This window comes from Eubacterium multiforme (assembly GCF_030813415.1).
In the GTDB taxonomy this organism is placed as follows: domain Bacteria; phylum Bacillota; class Clostridia; order Clostridiales; family Clostridiaceae; genus Clostridium; species Clostridium multiforme.
Genome location: NZ_JAUSUF010000002.1, coordinates 146,546 through 160,589, shown reverse-complemented (window position 1 = coordinate 160,589; position 14,044 = coordinate 146,546). Strand labels below are relative to the sequence as shown.

The 14,044-nt window shown below is 25.5% G+C and carries 17 protein-coding genes; 4 read left to right on the top strand and 13 right to left on the bottom strand.

The features are described 5' to 3' along the window. Nucleotides 1-8: 8 nt before the first annotated feature. The 3 genes from J2S18_RS04775 to J2S18_RS04765 form a co-directional block, all read right to left on the bottom strand. Nucleotides 9-413: a hypothetical protein gene (locus J2S18_RS04775; RefSeq protein ID WP_307483941.1), complete on the bottom strand. Its 405-nt coding sequence runs from the start codon at nt 411-413 to the stop codon at nt 9-11. 39 nt (nt 414-452) lie between these two features. Further along, a complete protein-coding gene (locus J2S18_RS04770; protein WP_307483939.1) occupies nt 453-959 on the bottom strand; it encodes a DUF2179 domain-containing protein in 507 nt (168 codons plus the stop codon). Nucleotides 960-1,094: 135 nt separating this feature from the next. Next, the gene (locus J2S18_RS04765) at nt 1,095-1,481 is read right to left on the bottom strand and encodes a hypothetical protein (RefSeq protein ID WP_307483936.1); all 387 of its coding nucleotides are present in this window, start codon (nt 1,479-1,481) and stop codon (nt 1,095-1,097) included. Nucleotides 1,482-1,681: 200 nt separating this feature from the next. Here J2S18_RS04765 and J2S18_RS04760 point away from each other — a divergent pair, with 200 nt between their 5' ends. After that, the gene (locus J2S18_RS04760) at nt 1,682-1,960 is read left to right on the top strand and encodes a hypothetical protein (RefSeq protein WP_307483935.1); all 279 of its coding nucleotides are present in this window, start codon (nt 1,682-1,684) and stop codon (nt 1,958-1,960) included. Nucleotides 1,961-2,086: 126 nt separating this feature from the next. Here the strand turns inward: J2S18_RS04760 and J2S18_RS04755 are convergent, their stop codons facing one another. The 4 genes from J2S18_RS04755 to J2S18_RS04740 all read right to left on the bottom strand — a co-directional run bounded on the left by J2S18_RS04755 (nt 2,087) and on the right by J2S18_RS04740 (nt 4,880). Next, nucleotides 2,087-2,284: a hypothetical protein gene (locus J2S18_RS04755; RefSeq protein ID WP_307483931.1), complete on the bottom strand. Its 198-nt coding sequence runs from the start codon at nt 2,282-2,284 to the stop codon at nt 2,087-2,089. A gap of 117 nt (nt 2,285-2,401) precedes the next feature. Then, entirely contained in the window at nt 2,402-3,157 is a 756-nt protein-coding gene (locus tag J2S18_RS04750) for an exodeoxyribonuclease III (RefSeq protein ID WP_307483928.1), read from the bottom strand. 82 nt (nt 3,158-3,239) lie between these two features. Next, nucleotides 3,240-4,595, bottom strand: coding sequence for a PFL family protein (locus J2S18_RS04745; RefSeq protein WP_307483927.1), 1,356 nt, complete (start codon nt 4,593-4,595; stop codon nt 3,240-3,242). Between the two features lie 15 nt (nt 4,596-4,610). Then, nucleotides 4,611-4,880 (bottom strand): ACT domain-containing protein, encoded by a 270-nt coding sequence (locus J2S18_RS04740; RefSeq protein ID WP_307483925.1) that lies wholly within the window; start codon nt 4,878-4,880, stop codon nt 4,611-4,613. Nucleotides 4,881-5,048: 168 nt separating this feature from the next. Between J2S18_RS04740 and J2S18_RS04735 the strand changes: the two genes are divergently transcribed. Continuing rightward, nucleotides 5,049-5,786 carry a M15 family metallopeptidase gene (locus J2S18_RS04735; protein WP_307483919.1) on the top strand — a complete coding sequence of 246 codons (738 nt, stop codon included), beginning with the start codon at nt 5,049-5,051 and terminating at the stop codon, nt 5,784-5,786. A gap of 85 nt (nt 5,787-5,871) precedes the next feature. On the opposite strand, the gene J2S18_RS04730 is transcribed toward J2S18_RS04735, so the two are convergent. Beyond that, nucleotides 5,872-6,357 carry a QueT transporter family protein gene (locus J2S18_RS04730; protein WP_307483915.1) on the bottom strand — a complete coding sequence of 162 codons (486 nt, stop codon included), beginning with the start codon at nt 6,355-6,357 and terminating at the stop codon, nt 5,872-5,874. A 646-nt stretch (nt 6,358-7,003) separates the two neighbouring features. On the opposite strand from J2S18_RS04730, the gene J2S18_RS04725 reads away from it, so the two are divergent. Both J2S18_RS04725 and J2S18_RS04720 read left to right on the top strand, forming a co-directional pair. Further along, nucleotides 7,004-8,452 (top strand): amino acid permease, encoded by a 1,449-nt coding sequence (locus tag J2S18_RS04725; RefSeq protein ID WP_307483913.1) that lies wholly within the window; start codon nt 7,004-7,006, stop codon nt 8,450-8,452. 157 nt (nt 8,453-8,609) lie between these two features. Then, nucleotides 8,610-8,912 carry a rhodanese-like domain-containing protein gene (locus J2S18_RS04720; protein ID WP_307483910.1) on the top strand — a complete coding sequence of 101 codons (303 nt, stop codon included), beginning with the start codon at nt 8,610-8,612 and terminating at the stop codon, nt 8,910-8,912. Nucleotides 8,913-9,004: 92 nt separating this feature from the next. Here the strand turns inward: J2S18_RS04720 and J2S18_RS04715 are convergent, their stop codons facing one another. From J2S18_RS04715 to J2S18_RS04695, 5 genes are all read right to left on the bottom strand, one after another. Continuing rightward, nucleotides 9,005-9,799, bottom strand: coding sequence for a TIGR00266 family protein (locus J2S18_RS04715; protein WP_307483907.1), 795 nt, complete (start codon nt 9,797-9,799; stop codon nt 9,005-9,007). 161 nt (nt 9,800-9,960) lie between these two features. Further along, nucleotides 9,961-11,043 (bottom strand): M24 family metallopeptidase, encoded by a 1,083-nt coding sequence (locus J2S18_RS04710; RefSeq protein ID WP_307483904.1) that lies wholly within the window; start codon nt 11,041-11,043, stop codon nt 9,961-9,963. Further along, nucleotides 11,040-11,918 carry a DMT family transporter gene (locus tag J2S18_RS04705; protein WP_307483901.1) on the bottom strand — a complete coding sequence of 293 codons (879 nt, stop codon included), beginning with the start codon at nt 11,916-11,918 and terminating at the stop codon, nt 11,040-11,042. The genes J2S18_RS04710 and J2S18_RS04705 overlap by 4 nt, the downstream gene beginning before the upstream one ends. A gap of 163 nt (nt 11,919-12,081) precedes the next feature. Then, a complete protein-coding gene (locus J2S18_RS04700) occupies nt 12,082-13,086 on the bottom strand; it encodes a DMT family transporter (RefSeq protein ID WP_307483900.1) in 1,005 nt (334 codons plus the stop codon). 37 nt (nt 13,087-13,123) lie between these two features. Next, complete coding sequence (locus J2S18_RS04695) at nt 13,124-14,032, bottom strand: hydroxymethylglutaryl-CoA lyase (protein ID WP_307483897.1); 909 nt, start codon at nt 14,030-14,032, stop codon at nt 13,124-13,126. Nucleotides 14,033-14,044: the final 12 nt, after the last annotated feature.

Sequence of the window (14,044 nt, the reverse complement as noted above, 5' to 3'; positions counted from 1 at the left end):
TAAAAATACTAAATAGAAACATCTATTTTCTTAAAAGCAATTCTTTTTTCTAATTCTTTAGTTTCCTTATCAATAGTTATTTTGTATATGTTTTGGCATCTTTCTTCTCTCCATTTTCTCATATATTTAGGAGTTGCAATAACTGAATAATAATAAGTATCCTCTATTTCATCTGAAAATTCTAAAAATGAAAGTATACTTCTTGTATCTAAAGTAATATTATCTTTATTTAAATTATTATATATTGGCACAAAATACTTCATTGGTATTTGAAAATTATATAATCCTGAAATTTTTTTACCGCCTAAAATACCTCTATATAATAATCTGTTTTCTTTTATCTTATCTTCGTTAACTTTTATTTTAAATATTGGTTCACCTAAATTATTTTTATCAATACGTATTTTTATCATCTTGCATTTTACCTCACGTCATTTTACTAAATATAGTATTTATTTTCTTAAGCCGTATCCTCCATATACTGTTCTTGTATCTGCTATTGATATTACAGCTTTAATATCTAAATCTTCTATCAATTTTACTATTTCACCTTTTCTCTTTCTTTTAGCGTGTACTATTAAAACTGATTTTTCATTATCATATCCTTTTCCTGAAACTACAGTAACTCCAAGATTAGCACTTTTTAAAGCTTTTAATATTTTATCTTCATTTTCCTTTGTAGTTATAATATTAAAAGTTACAAGTCCTATAGCTAACTTTTCTTCAATAATTGAACCTACATAATTTCCACATGCAAAACCTAATGCATAAACAAAAATCTTTATAGGATCCTGTTGAATATTTTGCAAAACATTTCCTACTACTACTAACCATATAATTACTTCAAAAAAACCTATTACAGATGCATATAATTTCTCTCCCCTAGTTAGTAAGACAGTTCTTACAGTTGTTAAGGAAACTTCTATTATCTTTGCAAAGAAAATAACTAAATATAACATGCCTAGCCTTCTTTCCATATATTTCCAAGGAAATATTATTGATTATTTTTATTATTACCTTGTATGATTAACTTATTCAGAAAATAAAAGCTAAATGATTTCCTACCATTTAGCTTTAAAATTTTTAGTAATATATTATTTATTTGATTTAAAATAGTCTAAAAGAATTTCTTTTTCCTCATCAATAAAATCATATTGATCAATTGTTTTTTCATTTATCCAACTAGCTTCACAAACCTTTTTACCTAAATTCATATATTCTTTTATTTTACCAGAATATATAAGAATTGATCCTTCATCATTAGATAAATTAAATTCCTTTATTACTTCTAAATCAAATACTAACGTATTTAAATCCTCTTTAATTGCATTTATAATACATTTTTCATTTGTTTCTCTTCCCTTTTTTAATCGTCCTACGCATTTCCACCCTTTGGCGTCTTTTTTATTCCCTTTTTTTAAAATCAATACATTATTAAAATCATCTTTAAGTATTATTGAACATCCTATAACCTTACCCACAGTAATCTTTCCTCCTAGTCTTAACCTTTGTAAAAGTAAATGTATTCTCATTTTACTATTTCGATAAAAAATACTAAATTCCTCTTTTATTTTCTATTTTTATTATGAGTTATTATGTCTTCTATATTAAGGTATTCTTTATAATATATATTTATTATGATAAAATTATTATTAATATATTTAGAAAGGATTTTTACATTATGAATAACTTTACAAATGACGATATTATAATTATTGTAAAAGAAATAATTAATTCATTAAAAGAAGAAGAATTAACTGGATATTTTACAGATGATGAATATCATTTTCCAAAATATATTTCTGATAAAATAAATTTATTATCTAAAGATGAATATATTAAATTTATTACTTCTTGTGAAAAAATAGCAAATAATTTATATGGTAAATATAATCATGAATTAAATTATTTAAATATGTTACATGAAGAAATATTAGAAGAAATTAAAATTTACTTTTAATTTCTGAATAGATAATAAAATTTATCTCACTGCTTAATTAATTCTAAAGGGTTATATAAAATAACTTCTTAACAAAATATAACCTAAATTTTAAATGGAATGTTAAAACTAACATTCCAAATTAAACTATTCCTCACTTTCAAATAATGCAAAAAGAATTGTTGGTGCTAAAAAAATCAATGGAGAAATTCCACCCCAAAAAACTGGATTACTGAAATAACTAAAAGAAAATTTATTAAATACAAAAGGAGCTGCTATAAAGCCTACAAAAAGAATTAACGCAAAACTAAAATATTTTAGAATTAAAATATTCTTTTTCTTCATTTTACTTACTCCTTATTTAAATTTTATTTTATTAATATATATTATTCTAAAAAGATATGTAAGTTACGTAAAAAAAGAAATAAGAGAATATTAACTCTTATTTCTTATAATTTCTAATTATTTAATTGTTAGTTCAACTGGACAATGATCAGAGCCTAAAACTTCTGTGTGTATTTTTGCATCAACAAGTCTATCTTTAAGAGATTCTGATACTAGAAAATAATCTATTCTCCATCCTGCATTATTTTTTCTTGCATTAAATCTATAAGACCACCAAGAATATGCACCTTCTAAATCTGGATAAAAATATCTAAAAGTATCAATAAATCCACTATTTAGTAATTCACTAAACTTTGCTCTCTCTTCATCACTAAAACCTGCATTTTTTCTATTTGTTTTAGGATTTTTAAGATCTATTTCATTATGTGCTACATTTAAATCACCACATACTATAACAGGCTTATTTTTTTCAAGTTCTTTTAAAAATGATCTAAATTCATCTTCCCAATTCATTCTATAATCAAGTCTTGCAAGTTTTTCTTTAGAATTTGGAGTATAAACAGTTACAACATAATATTCATTAAATTCGGCTGTTATAACTCTTCCTTCCTTATCATGTTCTTCTATTCCTAGACCATATAATACATTTAGTGGCTTTTCTTTAGTAAATAAAGCTGTTCCTGAATATCCTTTCTTTTCAGCGTAATTCCAATATTCATAATAGCCATCTAATTCTAAATCTAGTTGACCTTCTTGAAGTTTAGTTTCTTGAAGGCAAAAGATATCCGCATTACTTTCATTAAAATATTCTAAAAAGCCTTTTTTTACACAGGCTCTAATTCCATTTACATTCCAAGATATTAACTTTTTCATTTTGAAAAAACCTCCTTTATATAGAGATATTATAGCATTAAATTGTTATTAATAAATAATTATTTTAACTTAAACTATTATGTTAATTTTTAAAAGAATGTATAGGTGCAGGTATTCTACCACCTCTTGCTATAAATTTATCTGAACTAAATTTATTTACTTTCATTACTGGCGCTCTTCCTAAAAGTCCACCAAACTCTATCATATCAGAAACCTTAGAACCTGGTGCAGGAATAACTCTTACTGCTGTTGTTTTATTATTTATAACACCTATTGCTGCCTCATCTGCTATAATAGCTGATATTGTAGATGCAGAGGTTTCTCCAGGTATTGCAATCATATCCAATCCAACAGAACATACACAAGTCATTGCTTCTAGTTTTTCTATATTTAATGAACCATCTAAAACACCATCTATCATACCTGCATCTTCAGATACTGGTATGAAGGCACCACTTAATCCACCAACATGTTTACAAGCCATTACTCCACCTTTTTTAACTGCATCATTTAATAAAGCTAAAGCTGCTGTTGTTCCATGGGTTCCAACTTTTTCAAGACCTATTTCTTCTAATATATGAGCAACAGAGTCTCCTATTGCAGGAGTTGGTGCTAATGATAAATCAACAATTCCAAAGGGAACTCCTAATCTTTTTGAAGCTTCTGTTCCAACTAATTGACCTATTCTAGTAATTTTAAATGCTGTTTTCTTTATTGTTTCGCAAACAACATCAAAGGATTCTCCTCTAACTTTTTCAAGTGCCCTTTGAACTACGCCAGGTCCTGAAACTCCAACATTTATTATCTTTTCTCCTTCAGAAACTCCATGGAAAGCTCCTGCCATAAATGGATTATCTTCAACTGCATTTGCAAAAACAACTAGCTTAGCACATCCAAAGCCATTTGTGTCCTTAGTAAGGTTTGCCGTATCTTTTATAATTTTCCCCATATCTCTAACAGCATCCATATTTATACCTGCCTTTGAAGAGCCAACATTTACAGATGCACAAACTTTATTTGTATTTGCTAAAGCCTCTGGAATTGAATTTATAAGTATTTTATCTCCTTTTGTATAACCCTTTTGAACTAATGCTGAAAATCCACCCAAAAAATCTATTCCTAAATCTTCTGCTGCTTTATCTAAAGTCTTAGCTATATTTACATAACTATGGAGATTAGTAGCTCCTCCAATTATTGATATTGGAGTAACAGATACCCTCTTATTAACTATTGGAACTCCAAATTCTTTTTCAATATCATTTCCTACCTTTACAAGATCTTTTGCTGATTTAGTTATTTTGTTATATATTTTATCCAATAGAACCTTTTCATTTGAATCTATACAATCAAGTAAAGATATTCCCATAGTAATTGTTCTTATATCTAAGTTTTCTTCATCAATCATTTTTATAGTTTCTAATATATTATTTGTATTCAAAATAATCTCTCCAATCTAAATAGTATACATTGTTTTAAATATTTCTTCCTTTTGAATTTTAATTATTACATTTAAATTATCTCCTATTTTTGAAAGACACTTACTAACCTCATTAAAATTACAATTGCATTTTTCTAAATCTACAATCATAAACATTGTAAAATTTCCATTCATTATTGTTTGATTTACATCTAAAATATTAATGTTTAATCTAGCTAGTTCAGCACTTATAGCTGAAACTATTCCTACTTTATCTTGACCTATAACAGTAATTATTGAATTCATTTTATACCCTCCATACATAATAAAATTTTTATATTACTTTTATTGTTTAAAAAATAACTATATTTATATTATACAAAATTTATACTATTTAACAAAAAGGTATTATTGTATATTAAAACCATTCATGGTAATATTAAGTGAAATATTCATTTAAGAAGGGACTTATATATGTTAAAATCAAAATATTTTAAAGTATTTATAATTGGTATTATAATATTTGTCATTTTAATAGGAATTTATTTTAATAATAAGGAAAAAACAAATATCGTAAATTCAAATACTAACTCATTACAAAATGAATTAGCATCTTTAGAAGAGGAACGAAATGATCCTTATCTTTTTTTAGTAAATAAAACTCATCTCCTAAAGGATGATTATGTTGCAAAGGATATTGTTGAATCAAATCTTCCATTTTTACCTTATATAGTTACAACTAAATTAAATAAAACTGTAGCTGAAAATGCAGCCAAAATGTTTAAAGATGCTAAATCAGAGGGTATTACTTTACTTGGTGCTTCAGGATATCGTACTCATAAAACCCAAGTAACTCTGTTTAACTCAAATGTTAAAAGAAAAGGCAAAAAAGCTACATTAGAATATTCAGCTCCTCCCAGTGCAAGTGAGCATGAAACTGGATTAGCAATAGATATATTAAGTAAGGAAAATAGTAATTTAGATTATAGATTTGAGAAATCAAAAGCTTCTAGATGGCTTAAAAAAAATTGTTATAAATATGGATTTATTTTAAGATATCCAAAGGATAAAGTTAATATAACAAAATATTCTTATGAGCCATGGCATTATAGATATGTAGGTAAAAAACATGCAGAGAAAATAATGAAAAATAGTCTATGCTTAGAAGAGTATTTAGATAAGCTTGATGAAAATATTAAAAATTTAAAGTAAAGTTACCTACTATTATTTTAAAAGTTAAATTTTCAAAAAGTAAAAAAGAAATGCTAGAATTATTTATCTAGCATTTCTTTTTAGTTTATAACTTTCTAATTTTATCTCTTATCTTATACATTATTGGTACCCCTATTATAGATACAACAACAAATTCTCCAATTCCAACTTCTAACATTGTTAAAACTAAAGGTACATTAAGTAAATAACTTAGCATTGTTCCAATAATTAATCCATTAAATAAAGTTGGCCATAAAGAAGCTAAAAATAATTTATACTTCTCTTTTAAATTAACTTTACTAGTTAAATATATAGCTACAACACTTATGAATGTAGCTAATGTTCCAAATATAATATCCATTAATCCATTTGGGCCTAAAATATTTGAAATAAAGCATCCAAGAGTAAGTCCAATTATATAAAATGGATCAAAATAAGCAAGTAAAACTAACACTTCTGACACTCTAAATTGAATTGGCCCATAACTAATTGGTGCAAGTAATAAAGTTAGTGCAGCATATAAAGCTGCTATAATTCCTGATAATACGATTCTTTTTATGGTTTTGTCCATGAAATCTTCCCCCTTAAAGTTAGATTTCAGCTCATCACCTAACAAAAATTTAAATATTTTTTTCTGCCTTAGTTTTATTTCCAGACAGGAGGCTTTCGAACTGTCTCTAATTTGTTACAAAAATGATTATATACTTTAAATTATTTTAAATCAATATTTTAAATCTTTATATAGTATTATTTTTAAATATATCTCCTAATAATTTCTACAATATTAATGAATCTAGTAAAATAATGGATAATTAATTAATAAAATAACAATTAATAATATTTTTTATAATTAAATAAAAATAGTTACACTTTTTTACTATTTATTCAGTTAAAATAATTTCATTTTGTATAATTCATCTTTTTTATATAAAAATAATATTTATTATTTAAAAATATACACTAAAATTTAATCTTAAAATATTTAAAGTTTTCAAAAAGTACACAAACTAAATAAATTATTTTGATAGTATTATAAAGTAAAAAAACATTTTTACCTAAAACATAACCTACATTTAGCGTAAAAATGATTACAAATCGAATTGTATTTTAATTATTCTTAGTGACAATTAAATGTAAAAATATTTTATAACTTTCCTGAGTTTACATAATGTTGAAGGCTTAATAGTGGAAATATAATTCAAAGGGAGGATATAAAAATGGACAACAATGATTCAAAAAAACTTATGTGGTATAATCTTGGATTAATGGCATTTGTTACTGTTTGGGGCTTTGGTAATATAGTTAATAACTTTGCAAATCAAGGTTTAACAGTAATAACTTCTTGGATTTTAATACTAGCATTATACTTTGTGCCTTATGCACTTATGGTTGGTGAACTTGGTTCTACATTTAAAGATGGAAAAGGAGGAGTAAGTTCATGGATTGGAAGCACAACAGGACCTACCCTTGCTTATTTAGCTGGTTGGACTTATTGGGTTGTACACATACCATATTTGGCTCAAAAGCCACAAGCAGTAGCAATATCTCTTGGATGGGCAGTATTTCAAGATGGAAATGCATTAAACAATATGAATCCAATACAATTACAACTTATTTGTTTAGTAGTATTTTTATTATTTGTATGGATTGCATCAAGAGGTATAAATTCATTAGGTAAAATAGGAACTATAGCTGGAATAGCAACTTTTATTATGTCTTTATTATACATACTTTTAGTTATAGCCGCTCCAGCAATAAGAGGAGTTCATGTTGCAACACCAAACATTCATTTTGGAACATTTATTCCTAAATTTGATTTTACATACTTTACAACTTTAGCCATGTTAGTATTTTCTGTTGGAGGAGCTGAAAAAATTTCTCCTTATGTAAATAACATGAAGGATCCTAAAAGAGGGTTTCCAAAAGGTATGATAGCTCTTGCAATAATGGTTGCAATTACTGCAATACTTGGATCATTTGCAATGGGAATTATGTTTGATGCAACAAATGTTCCAAAGGATTTAATGATGAATGGAGCTTATTATGCATTCCAAAAACTTGGAGCTTATTATGGAGTTGGAAATTTCTTTTTAATATTATATGCACTTGCAAATGCAGCAGGACAAATATCTGCATTAATATTTTCAATAGATGCTCCTTTAAAAGTTTTATTAGGAGATGCTGATGATAGATATATTCCAAGAGTATTATCTAAAGTAAATAAACGTGGAGTTCCTGTTAATGGATATATTATGACAACAATATTAGTATCAATTTTAATAGTTGTACCAGCACTAGGAATTGGTGATGTAAATTCATTATTTACATGGTTATTAAAATTAAATGCTGTTGTTATGCCTATGAGATACCTTTGGGTATTCTTAGCTTATATTATGCTAAGAAAAGCTGTTAAAGGCAAATTCCATTCAGATTATAAATTTGTTAAAAACAACAAGTTAGCACTTACTTTTGGTATATGGTGTTTTGTATTTACAGCATTTGCTTGTATAATGGGTATATTCCCATCAAATGTAAAAGCATTTTCAACACCTTGGTTATTCCAAGTAATTTTAAATGTGGCAACTATTTTTGTACTTTTAGGATTAGGTCTAATATTACCTAAAATTGCAAAAAAGAAAAATTCAGAATTTATTGATGAAAAATAAATTATAAAATTCATTTATATCTAAAGGGCTATAGTATTTATTGAAATTATTAAATCTATAGCTCTTTTATTTTTATTATTTATAAATAAACATTTTTAAATAATAAAAATAAGTGCTATAATAAACAATTATTAAGACTTTTAAGGAGATACTAATTATGAAAGAAATATCAACAAATAAATTACAAGAATTAATAAAAAAGGATCCTTCTACATTAATAATTGATGTAAGGGAAAAAGATGAATTTATACATGGTCATGTACCAAATTCAAAAAACATTCCATTATCTGATATAGAAGATTATAGTGATGATATACCAACTGATAAACCTGTTTATTTTATATGTAAAAGTGGAAATAGAAGTGCTCATGCAGTATCACTTTTAGATGATTTAGATATAAAAAATGGAGTTAATGTTCGTGGTGGGATGCTGTCATGGGATGGCGATATAGAAAAATAAGAAAACTGTGCTTTTTTAGCACAGTTTTCTTATTATAAAATTTATATTAGTCTTAATTTATTAATTAAGTAATTTTGATACTTTATTATTATTTAATCTTGAAATAGGTTTCCTAATCCATTTAAAATACTACCTTGCCCTACATCTTTACCTCCAGCTTGAGGTGCAGATGCAAATACTTTAGATGCTAACCTACTAAAAGGTAAACTTTGTATCCAAACTTCTCCTGGCCCCTTTAATGTAGCAAAAAATAATCCTTCACCACCAAATAAACTATTTTTTATACCACCAACAAATTTTATATCATAGTCAATAGTTCTAGTTAAAGCCACTAAACATCCAGTATCCACCTTTAATGTTTGACCAGGCAATAATCTCTTTCTAATTATTGTTCCTCCCGCATGTATAAAGACTAACCCATCTCCCTCTAATTTTTGCATTATAAATCCTTCACCACCAAAGAATCCAGCACCTAACTTTCTTTTAAAATCTATTCCTATAGATACACCTTTAGCAGCACATAAAAAAGCATCCTTTTGGCATATTATCTTTCCATCATACTTAGATAAATCTACTGGAATTATTTTACCAGGGTATGGAGAAGCAAAAGCAACCTTTTCTTTTAAAACTCCTATGTTTGTAAAAAGTGTCATAAAAAGACTTTCTCCTGTTACAACTCTTTTTGCTGCACCTCCTAGTTTGCCAAATATTCCCCCATTTCTTTGGCCTTCACTTCCATCACCAAAAATTGCTTCCATTGAAATTGAATCATCCATCATCATCATAGCACCAGCTTCTGCAACAACTGATTCTCTAGGATCTAATTCTATTTCTACAAATTGCATATCATCCCCATAAATATTAAAATCAACCTCATGTGAAATCATAAAAACATCCTTACCTTTCTTAAATGAAATATACTTCCATATTATAATAATATACAAAAATTTTCTATAAAAATACTCATGATTTATTAAAAAAATTCTAATAAATCATGAGTATTCTTATTTAAAGCTTTTATTTGGATTAAATTTATTTTTTATATATTTTATTTTATAACAGTTAGTTCTTTCGATAATTTATTTAATCTTTCAGAACCATTTCCAGTAACTAAAACTAAATCTTCAATCCTTATTCCTATATCATTTTCTAAATAGATTCCAGGCTCTATTGAAAAAATCATTCCAGCTTTCAATTTTAAAGTATTTAATTTACTTACATCTCCAAAATCGTGACATGATATACCAATACAATGACCACTTTTATTAGCAATATAATCACCATATCCTTTATCATTTATATATTTTATTATAAAATTATCTATATCACAAAATCTAATACCTGGTTTTATCATTGAAATAGCTTTTTCATTAACTGATTTTAATACATTATATATTTTTTTATACTTTTTATAAGGTTCTTTTTTGAAAAATACTGTTCTTGTCATATCTGAACAATAGCTTTTATATACTCCTCCAATATCAATTAAAATATTATCACCTTTCTTTAATATTGAATTATTAGGAATATGACGTAACTCTGAACTATTATTTGAAAAGGCTACTATAGGTGAAAAAGAAAGTCTATCTATACCATTTCTAGAATATAACTTTTTTAAAAGTTTTACACAATCTATTTCTGTCATACCTTCTCTTATATTTTCTAAAAACTCTTTCATTGTCTTATCATTTCTCCTAGAGGATTCTTTCATTAATTCTATTTCTTCTTTGTCTTTAACCATTCTTAAGTATTCAATAATAAAAGAAGTTTCATATGCAAAAGCCCCTTTTATTTCCATTAATGATAATAAAAACTTAGAAGGCCATCTCTTGTCAACCCCTAGTTTTTCTTTTTTATTTATAAATTTAGCTAATATTTCTATTGGATCATCATAATCGTCATAGTATTCAATATCTAAATTTAACTTTAAATCTTTGTTTATTTTAAATACTTTATTTATAAATAATCTATGTTCTCCATTAGTTTTTATTAGAAGAACTAACATCCTTTCTCCTGAAATAAACCAATTTCCTGTTAAATAGAAAATGGATGATGGAGAAGAAATTATTATTTGTGATAATTTTCTTTTTTTCATTTCTATAATTACTTTATTTAATCTGTTTTTTATCATTTTACTTCCTCCTTTTTAAAATTTTTATTATTATATATAAACATCAAAATAGAAGATAAAATAACTAATATATACCCTATTAAACTAAGTTTTGTTGGAATTTGATTAAACAATATAATCCCAATAAATGTTGCAAATAAAATTTGAGTATAAGAATATATTGATATATCTTTTGCAGGGGCAAGTTTATAAGCTGATGTTATAGAAAATTGACCTATAGATGCACAAATACCTGCAGATAATAAATATACTAATTGCAAAATAGTAAAGCCTTTAAAGAAAATAATTGTAAAAGGAAATAGCGTTATTAAAGAAAAACAAGAAAAGAAAAAAACTATAGTAATTCCTTTTTCTTTATTAGATAAAGTTCTAATAAATGTGTATGCACCTCCTGCACAAATTGCTGATAAAATTCCTATTAAAGCAGGAATAACTTTAAAGCTAAAGGAAGGTTTTATTATAAATAAGCTTCCTAAGAAGGCACAACATAAAATTAATAATTGTTCCTTTTTAATTTTTTCCTTTAAGAAAATGCTTGAAAAAATAATTACAAAAAAAGGTGAAAGCTGATTTAACATATTAGCATCTGCTAATATTAAATGTTCTATAGCATAAAAGTTAGCTACTAATCCAATTGTTCCAAATAAAGCTCTTCCTATTAAATATTTTAAATTTTCTTTTTTACCTAAAAAACAACTCTTACTTTTTTTTATAAAATAAAATGAAAGAATAAAACTTACTAAATTTCTAAAAAAACTCTTTTCAATTGAAGGAATATTTCCAGATAATTTAACAAAAGTACTCATAAGTGCAAAAAATAATGCTGAAACTATTAATAAGGTTATAGCTTTATTTTTATTATTTAAAAAGCTCATGTTTTTTACCTTCATCAGATATTTTTATAATCATTTTAAATATAATACCTCCTTGTAATTAATTTCCTTATTTTAATTGTATTTTTTAATTTTTATATATACAAATCATAAATCAGAATAATATAATGCATTTTTTGCATTATATTATTCTGATTTTATAGTCTTATTTGTTCAAAACTCCTTCATTTAATTTTTTATTTACTTTATTGCCTTGAGCCTTTTTACTTTCTTTTAACTGTATATAAAATATTGTAAAAGACCCTATAAGCATAAGTATTACACCGCTTAAATTATTTATTTTAAATAAAGCTGTATCATGAATTATAATTAATGCTAATATTGGAGCTAATATTGGTTTTACAAAAAACATTAAAGAAGCTATTGTAGCATTTGTTCTTTCCATAACTATAAATAGTAATCCAAAACTAATTCCTGATATAACAATTGATATATAAAGAAGTATCAAAATATTATTTAAGCTTATTCCATGAATTATTGGTATACTGTGAAATAAAGCTAAATTCTTTGAAACTAACCAATTTGAAACGGAGTTTATATGGGAAATTCCTATTAATATAAGAAGTTCTATACTTCCAACTAAAAATGTAAAAGATGTTACTGTCACTCCACCAAGTTTCCTTTTAACAATTGCAAATTTACTACTAATGCTATATAAAGCAAATGTAAAGGCTGCAATTAAACTTAATATCATACTTGGAAAAGTTTGAGCATTTATTTTTGTTGGGTTTATTATGCACACTATTCCTATAAAGCAAACTATTAATGCAGCAACTATACCTTTAGTGATTTTTTCTTTAAATAATAAACTAGCTAATGCAATTGTAAAGAAAGGATTGCAACTAAATATTATTGCACAAACAGCAGGTGATGATCCCTTCATAATTATTGACCATGTAAAGAATGTCATACTCACAATTATACAAATAAATCCAGTCCATAAAAAGCAAATAAAATCTTTTTTATTAAGTTTTCTATTAGCTTTTTTTAAATTTTTAATAGCTAATGGTAAAAGTACTAAGCCACCAATTAAAAATCTTAAAAAATTTAATTGAATAGGATTAAAAGCTCCATGAGTATTTTTTATTGCAATTTCCATTGTACTAAATAAAAAAGCTGCAATTATAATTAAAATTATACTTTTTTTCATCTCTATTCCCCTTTTACTTTCAAATTATATTTACATTTTATAAAATACACTTTTCAGATTTTATATTAATTTGATGTCCACTAAAGTTTCCTTTAATTTTTTCTTTTACTTTTTTTGCACATTGTAGTAATTTTTCAAAATCTATTCCTGTTTCATATCCCATATCATCTAAAACATATACCAAATCTTCAGTTGCAGTATTACCAGAAGCACCTGGTGCAAAAGGACATCCTCCAAGTCCTCCAATAGAACTTTGCACTGATAAAATTCCATTTTTTATAGCCTCAACTGTATTTAATATACCCATATTTCTTGTATCATGTATATGAACTTCAAAATGTAAATCTAAATCATCAAAGTCTAATAATCTTTTAGCAATACTATCTATTTGATTTGGACTTGAAACTCCTATTGTATCGCATAAATTAAAATTTCTAATGCCAAGTTTCATACCTTTTCTTATAAATTTAATCACTCTATTTTCATCTATATTTCCCTCAAAAGGACAACCAAAAGCTGTTGCTAAATCTAAATTCACCTTTAAATCAGGATAACTTTTTACTATAGACTCTAACTCTTTAAAAGATTCTTCTGTAGTTTTATTTACATTTGCCTTATTATGTGATTCACTAACTGAAATTACATAAGATATTTCTTTTAGACCACTTTCATAAGCATCCTTTGTACCTCTTAAATTAGGTACTAATGCAAAAAACTCAATGTCTCTATCCTTATACTTATTAAGAACGTATTTTGTTATTTCCTTGCTATCTTGTAATTGTGGAATTGCTTTAGGACTTACAAAAGATGTTATTTGTATTTTTTGTAAATTTGCATCTACTAAGTCATCAATTATTTCTTTTTTTAATTCAGTAGGTATAAATTCTTTAACACTTTGAAATCCATCCCTAGGTCCAACTTCAATTATTTTAATAAATTTTTTCATATTATTTCACCT

Bases quoted from the DNA above. Each gene is read 5' to 3' on its own strand.
- J2S18_RS04775 (WP_307483941.1), bottom strand. From the start codon at position 413: ATGATAAAAATACGTATTGATAAAAATAATTTAGGTGAACCAATATTT.
- J2S18_RS04770 (WP_307483939.1), bottom strand. From the start codon at position 959: ATGTTATATTTAGTTATTTTCTTTGCAAAGATAATAGAAGTTTCCTTA.
- J2S18_RS04760 (WP_307483935.1), top strand. From the start codon at position 1,682: ATGAATAACTTTACAAATGACGATATTATAATTATTGTAAAAGAAATA.
- J2S18_RS04755 (WP_307483931.1), bottom strand. From the start codon at position 2,284: ATGAAGAAAAAGAATATTTTAATTCTAAAATATTTTAGTTTTGCGTTA.
- J2S18_RS04750 (WP_307483928.1), bottom strand. From the start codon at position 3,157: ATGAAAAAGTTAATATCTTGGAATGTAAATGGAATTAGAGCCTGTGTA.
- J2S18_RS04740 (WP_307483925.1), bottom strand. From the start codon at position 4,880: ATGAATTCAATAATTACTGTTATAGGTCAAGATAAAGTAGGAATAGTT.
- J2S18_RS04735 (WP_307483919.1), top strand. From the start codon at position 5,049: ATGTTAAAATCAAAATATTTTAAAGTATTTATAATTGGTATTATAATA.
- J2S18_RS04730 (WP_307483915.1), bottom strand. From the start codon at position 6,357: ATGGACAAAACCATAAAAAGAATCGTATTATCAGGAATTATAGCAGCT.
- J2S18_RS04725 (WP_307483913.1), top strand. From the start codon at position 7,004: ATGGACAACAATGATTCAAAAAAACTTATGTGGTATAATCTTGGATTA.
- J2S18_RS04720 (WP_307483910.1), top strand. From the start codon at position 8,610: ATGAAAGAAATATCAACAAATAAATTACAAGAATTAATAAAAAAGGAT.
- J2S18_RS04715 (WP_307483907.1), bottom strand. From the start codon at position 9,799: ATGATTTCACATGAGGTTGATTTTAATATTTATGGGGATGATATGCAA.
- J2S18_RS04710 (WP_307483904.1), bottom strand. From the start codon at position 11,043: ATGATAAAAAACAGATTAAATAAAGTAATTATAGAAATGAAAAAAAGA.
- J2S18_RS04705 (WP_307483901.1), bottom strand. From the start codon at position 11,918: ATGAGCTTTTTAAATAATAAAAATAAAGCTATAACCTTATTAATAGTT.
- J2S18_RS04700 (WP_307483900.1), bottom strand. From the start codon at position 13,086: ATGAAAAAAAGTATAATTTTAATTATAATTGCAGCTTTTTTATTTAGT.
- J2S18_RS04695 (WP_307483897.1), bottom strand. From the start codon at position 14,032: ATGAAAAAATTTATTAAAATAATTGAAGTTGGACCTAGGGATGGATTT.